The sequence below is a fragment of the Candidatus Methylomirabilota bacterium genome (assembly GCA_035709005.1).
Classification (GTDB): Bacteria; Methylomirabilota; Methylomirabilia; order Rokubacteriales; family CSP1-6; genus 40CM-4-69-5.
This window is the reverse complement of the sequence record DASTFB010000054.1, coordinates 1-4,599: the sequence shown is the minus strand read 5'-3', so window position 1 is coordinate 4,599 and position 4,599 is coordinate 1. Positions and strand designations below refer to the sequence as shown.

Annotated in this window: 7 protein-coding genes; 4 read left to right on the top strand and 3 right to left on the bottom strand. The window is 69.7% G+C overall.

Annotated elements, in window-relative coordinates; translation table 11 throughout:
* Positions 1-620 (bottom strand): aldo/keto reductase (locus VFR64_08275; GenBank protein HET9489733.1); only part of this gene is annotated, 620 nt, incomplete at its 3' end.
* A gap of 119 nt (positions 621-739) precedes the next feature.
* Between VFR64_08275 and VFR64_08270 the strand changes: the two genes are divergently transcribed.
* Positions 740-1,210, top strand: coding sequence for a hypothetical protein (locus tag VFR64_08270; GenBank protein ID HET9489732.1), 471 nt, complete (start codon positions 740-742; stop codon positions 1,208-1,210).
* A gap of 9 nt (positions 1,211-1,219) precedes the next feature.
* Here VFR64_08270 and VFR64_08265 read toward each other — a convergent pair whose 3' ends face one another.
* A complete protein-coding gene (locus VFR64_08265) occupies positions 1,220-1,981 on the bottom strand; it encodes a hypothetical protein (protein HET9489731.1) in 762 nt (253 codons plus the stop codon).
* A gap of 70 nt (positions 1,982-2,051) precedes the next feature.
* Between VFR64_08265 and VFR64_08260 the strand changes: the two genes are divergently transcribed.
* From VFR64_08260 to VFR64_08250, 3 genes are read left to right on the top strand one after another with little or no spacing between them, the layout of a single operon-like run.
* Positions 2,052-2,405, top strand: coding sequence for a hypothetical protein (locus tag VFR64_08260; GenBank protein HET9489730.1), 354 nt, complete (start codon positions 2,052-2,054; stop codon positions 2,403-2,405).
* Between the two features lies 1 nt (position 2,406).
* Entirely contained in the window at positions 2,407-3,009 is a 603-nt protein-coding gene (locus VFR64_08255) for a sugar transferase (GenBank protein ID HET9489729.1), read from the top strand.
* Positions 3,010-3,064: 55 nt separating this feature from the next.
* Complete coding sequence (locus VFR64_08250; GenBank protein ID HET9489728.1) at positions 3,065-4,222, top strand: NAD(P)/FAD-dependent oxidoreductase; 1,158 nt, start codon at positions 3,065-3,067, stop codon at positions 4,220-4,222.
* An 80-nt stretch (positions 4,223-4,302) separates the two neighbouring features.
* Here VFR64_08250 and queF read toward each other — a convergent pair.
* A partial coding sequence (gene queF / locus VFR64_08245) for a preQ(1) synthase (GenBank protein HET9489727.1) occupies positions 4,303-4,599 on the bottom strand: 297 nt, incomplete at its 5' end.

The following is a 4,599-nucleotide window of genomic DNA, read 5'->3' as shown; positions in this document are numbered from 1 at the left end:
GAGAGCAATCGGCCGAAATCCTGGGCGGGAAAGCCTGGCGGCAGCTCCATCCCGGCGCTGGGATTCAACAAGTTGTAGCAGACCTGCGCGGTGTCGACGCCCCCTGAGTCGAAGACCTGGTGGAGCGCCGGCGTGTCCCCGAGCGCCGTCATGCCGACGAAGCGCACCTTGCCCTGGCGTCGGAGCGCGTCCACGGCGGGCAAGACCTCGCCGATCACCCGCTGCGTCTCGAGGCCGCCGGGCCGCCCCCCGCTGCCGACCGGATTGTGGAGCTGGAGCAGGTCCACACGCTCCAGCCCCAGGCGGCCCAGACTGGCTTCCAGCGAGCGGGCGACGGCTCCGCGGATGTCCGAGAGATCGGCAGCCTGGAGGCGGAACTTGGTGCCGACGTAGACGTCGGGCTTGAGAGCGCGCAGGACCTGGCCGAGATGGCGCTCCGACTGGCCGTCGCCGTAGGCGGGCGCGGTGTCGAAGTAATTGATGCCGAGCTCGAGCGCGCGGGCCACGGCGCTCTCGCGCTCGGGGGGCGTGCCGCGCACCATGAGGCCGCCGACGTTGCCGCAGCCGAAGCCCAGCGCCGAGACTTGCAGACCGGTCTTGCCGAGCGGGCGATAGTCCATGGCGCGTACGATAGCACGCAGGAGAGTGCTCAGGCTTGGAGTCCGGGTCACGGCCAGCGTGGCGTCCTCGTCGTCAAGTGACGCGGATCCTTTTCGAGGCACTTGAATCCCGCGTTCGGATGAGCTACGAGTGGGTCACCCCGCTGCGGCGGGGCGTGGCGATGACGAATAGCGAGTATCAGCAGTTGGTGGAGTTTCTCGGCCGGCAGTTCGCCGGGATCGACGCGCGCTTCGACGCGATCGACGCGCGCTTCGCCGGGATCGACCAGCACTTCGTCGGGATCGACCAGCGCTTCGTCGGGTTCGATCGCCGCTTCGACACCCTGGAGCGCGGCGTCGCTGCCCGGTTCGACGCGATCGAGGCTCAGTTGCGCGACATCCTCGGGCACTTCGACCAGCTCTACCTCCGCCTCGATCGCCTGGAGCAGGAGTACCAGGCGATCCTGCAGGGGTTGCGGCGGATCGAAGCCCGGCTCGGCACCGAGCAGGAGCGACGAGAGATCCTGGAGCGGAGCGTCGACGAGCTGAAGCGGCAGGTCATCGCGCTCCAGGCACGGCTCGAAGAGCTAGAAGATCGGCTCCGCCCCTAGCGCGAGGGGCTAGAAGCGGACGGAGGCTCCCACGAACGGGCCGTGGAGCCGGGCCTTCGCCGAGTCGTCGCTGTGCTCGATCTTCACGTCGAAGATCCGGTAGCCGGCCGAGATCGTGAAGAAGGGCAGCGGGTTGATGCGGATGCCGGCTTCGGCGTCCAGCACGTGACCGAGGCTACCGGCCGGCAGGCCGGAGATCTCCGCGAAGAGATCCACCTTCGGAATCGCGGTGAAGTCCAGGGCCGCGCCGATGGTGGGCAGGATGAGGCCGAGCTCCTTGCCTTCCTCGGTCGAGGGGGTGACGTTGCGGGTCTCGATGTTGGCGTCGATCACCACGCCCTTGAGGTCGACCATCGGACCGAGCTTCAAGATTCCGGGGATGGCGATCGGCTGCCAGATCCAGCCCAGCCGGCCGTAGTGGATCTCGAGGTCGCTCCCGACCTGGGTGCCCGCGCCGAACGTCGAGCCGTTGAAGTTGATCGTCTGGTCCAGCGTGGTGTTGCTGTCGAACTTCAGGAAGGTGTAGGCGAGGCGGATCTTGTTGTTGAGGGGCAGGCCGAAGGTCAGGCGAACCCCCGGCGCATCATCGTCGTCGATTCCCAGATCGTCCTTGAAGTCGACGTTCGTCCCCGACAGCGAGTCGCTGTCGACCCGGACCCGGGCGTCGAGGCTCGTGAACCAGTAACGGCCCTCCAGCTCGACCAGCTGGGCCAGGGCCAGGCCGGGAGCGAGTAGGACGAACGCGCTAACGAGCAGGATTGTCCGCAACATACGACCTCCCTTTCCGGCAGCCTAACAGGGCGGCGGCGCGGACCACCCAAAGTTTGGTAAGTTGGGCGAAATGAACGTGCTCTTCGTCTGTACCGAGAACCTGGCGCGCAGCCCGACGGCGGCGATGCTCTTTCGGGAGCTGCAGGGCAAGGCCGGGCGTCACGAGGCGCGCGCCGTCGGCACCGCCCCGCACGCGCCGCGACGGCTGACGACACGGGAGCTCGCCTGGGCCCACCTGGTGGCCGTCATGGAGCCCCGGCACCTGGGCGTCATCGCCACGCACTGGCCACATCACGCCGACAAGGTCGTCGTCCTGCAGGTGGAAGACCGCGTCGTCGCCAGCGAGCGCGAGCTGCGCCAGGTCCTCGAGCCCAAGGTCCGCGCCCTGCTCGCGCGCTGCGACGGCGAGAGCGTCAGCGCCTGAGATGCTCAAGCGCGGGCTCGACCTGGCGCTGGCCAGCCTCGGGCTCGTGCTCTCGTCTCCGCTCTGGGTCCTGATCCCGCTGCTCATCAAGCTCGACGACGGCGGGCCCGTCTTCTACGCGCAGGAGCGCGTGGGCCGGGGCGGGCACCGGTTCCGCAGCCTCAAGTTCCGCTCGATGGTCGTCGACGCCGAGCGCTTCGGCCCCCGCCAGGCCGCGGCCGTCGATGCGCGGGTGACGCGGGTGGGACGATGGCTGCGCGCCACCGCGATGGACGAGCTGCCGCAGCTCTGGAACATCGCGCGCGGCGACATGAGCTTCGTCGGGCCGCGCGCGCTCATGCCGGCCGAGATCGAGGTGAACGGCCACGGCGGCACGGTGCCGATCGAGGCGGTGGCGGGGTATCGTGAGCGTCACGCCGTGGCGCCGGGGCTGACCGGCCTGGCCCAGATCTACGCCGACCGGGACATTCCGCGCCGCTACAAGTTCAAGTACGACCTCCTCTACATCCGCCGCCGGAGCCTGGCCCTCGATCTCAAGCTCCTCGCGCTGTCCTTCTGGATCACGGCGCGGGGCAAGTGGGAGCATCGCGGCCCCAAGCTCTGATCCGGCCACCGCAAAAGCTTCGCCGGAGCGGGGACGTTTCCTATAATGCCGGGCGATGGACGTCGCCATCGTGGGCGGCGGCCCTGCCGGGCTGCTCGTCGCCGAGCGCTGCGCTGAAGCCGGCCTCGATGTCATCCTCTTCGAGGAGCACCCTGCCGTCGGCGAGCCCACCCACTGCACGGGCATCGTCTCGCTCGAGACGGCCGACTTCGCCAAGATTCCCGACGAGGCGATCCTCAACCGCCTGAGCCGTGCGCGCCTGCACGGGCCCGGCGGCGTCGCCCACGAGCTCTCCTGGGACGGCGGCCCGCGCGATCAGATCCTGGCCATCGATCGAGGCGTCTTCGACGCCATGCTCGCTCAGCGGGCGACCGACGCCGGCGCGGTCATCCGCTCCGCCACCCGGGTCACCGAGGTGCTGGTGGACAGCGCCGGCGTGCAGCTGACGGCGGGCCCGGCCCGGGTGAGGGCTCGAGCCTGCGTGCTGGCCTGCGGGGTGTCGTACCGTTTGCAGCGCGACCTGGGGCTCGGTGTGCCCGCACAGCTCGTGCAGACAGCGCAGCTCGAGGTCGAGGCCGGCGGCGAGGATCACGTCGATATCTTCTTCGGCCGGGCTGTCGCGCCTGACGGCTTCGGCTGGGTGGTGCCGGTCAGGCGAGGGGGCCGCGAGCGGGTCAAGGTCGGTGTCATGGCCAACGCCGACGCCGGCACGGCGCTCGAGCGCCTGCTCGCCCGACCTGAAGTCGGCCGCCGCCTGCGGGACGAGCCGGCGGGCATGCTGCGCCGCCTGCTGCCGCTCACGCGCATCGAGCGGACGTATGGCGACCGCGTCCTGGTCGTCGGGGACGCGGCCGGCTTCACCAAACCCACCACGGGGGGAGGCATCTTCTACAGCCTGCTCAGCGCCTCGCTGGCGGCCGAGACCCTCGTGGAGGCGCTCCAGGAGGGGCGGCTCGATGCCGGCGGCCTGCGCCGCTACGAGCGGCGGTGGCAGGAGCGGCTCGGCCAGGAGCTGCGGGTGTCCGGCTGGGTCAGGGACATCGTCAGCCGGCTGGATGACGAGGGGATCGACCTCCTGCTCGACGCGCTGGCCCAGGACGACGTGCAAGCCATCATCCGGGGTACCGCTCGGTTCAACTGGCACGCCGAGGTCATCGTCACGCTGGCCTCGCGCACGGGTCTGGTCGGCGTGTTGCTGCGCGCGCTGCTTTAATCGGAGGGGGCCTCGGCGGCCCCCTCCGAGGCCTCCCCCAGGAAAGATTGCGCCGGCAAAGCCGGCGCTCGAACAGCCCGCTACATCTCCGGGCGCTTGCCGTGAGTCGCCCGGACTTCGGTCTTGATGCCGCCCCGCACGTTGAAGTCGCCCACCACTTCGGCCCAGCGAGGCCGGGCCGCCGCCACGAAGTCGTTGAGGATGCGGTTGGTCACGTCCTCGTGGAAGGCGCCCTCGTCTCGATACGACCACAGGTAGAGCTTCAGCGACTTGAGCTCCACCAGGTGCTGGTCGGGCACGTAGCGGATCCGGATCGTGGCGAAGTCCGGCTGGCCGGTCCTCGGGCAGACGCACGTGAACTCGGGCGCGCTCATGGA

Coding starts and splice junctions, on each gene's coding strand:
- VFR64_08270 (HET9489732.1), top strand. CDS start 740: ATGAGCTACGAGTGGGTCACCCCGCTGCGGCGGGGCGTGGCGATGACG.
- VFR64_08265 (HET9489731.1), bottom strand. CDS start 1,981: ATGTTGCGGACAATCCTGCTCGTTAGCGCGTTCGTCCTACTCGCTCCC.
- VFR64_08260 (HET9489730.1), top strand. CDS start 2,052: ATGAACGTGCTCTTCGTCTGTACCGAGAACCTGGCGCGCAGCCCGACG.
- VFR64_08255 (HET9489729.1), top strand. CDS start 2,407: ATGCTCAAGCGCGGGCTCGACCTGGCGCTGGCCAGCCTCGGGCTCGTG.
- VFR64_08250 (HET9489728.1), top strand. CDS start 3,065: ATGGACGTCGCCATCGTGGGCGGCGGCCCTGCCGGGCTGCTCGTCGCC.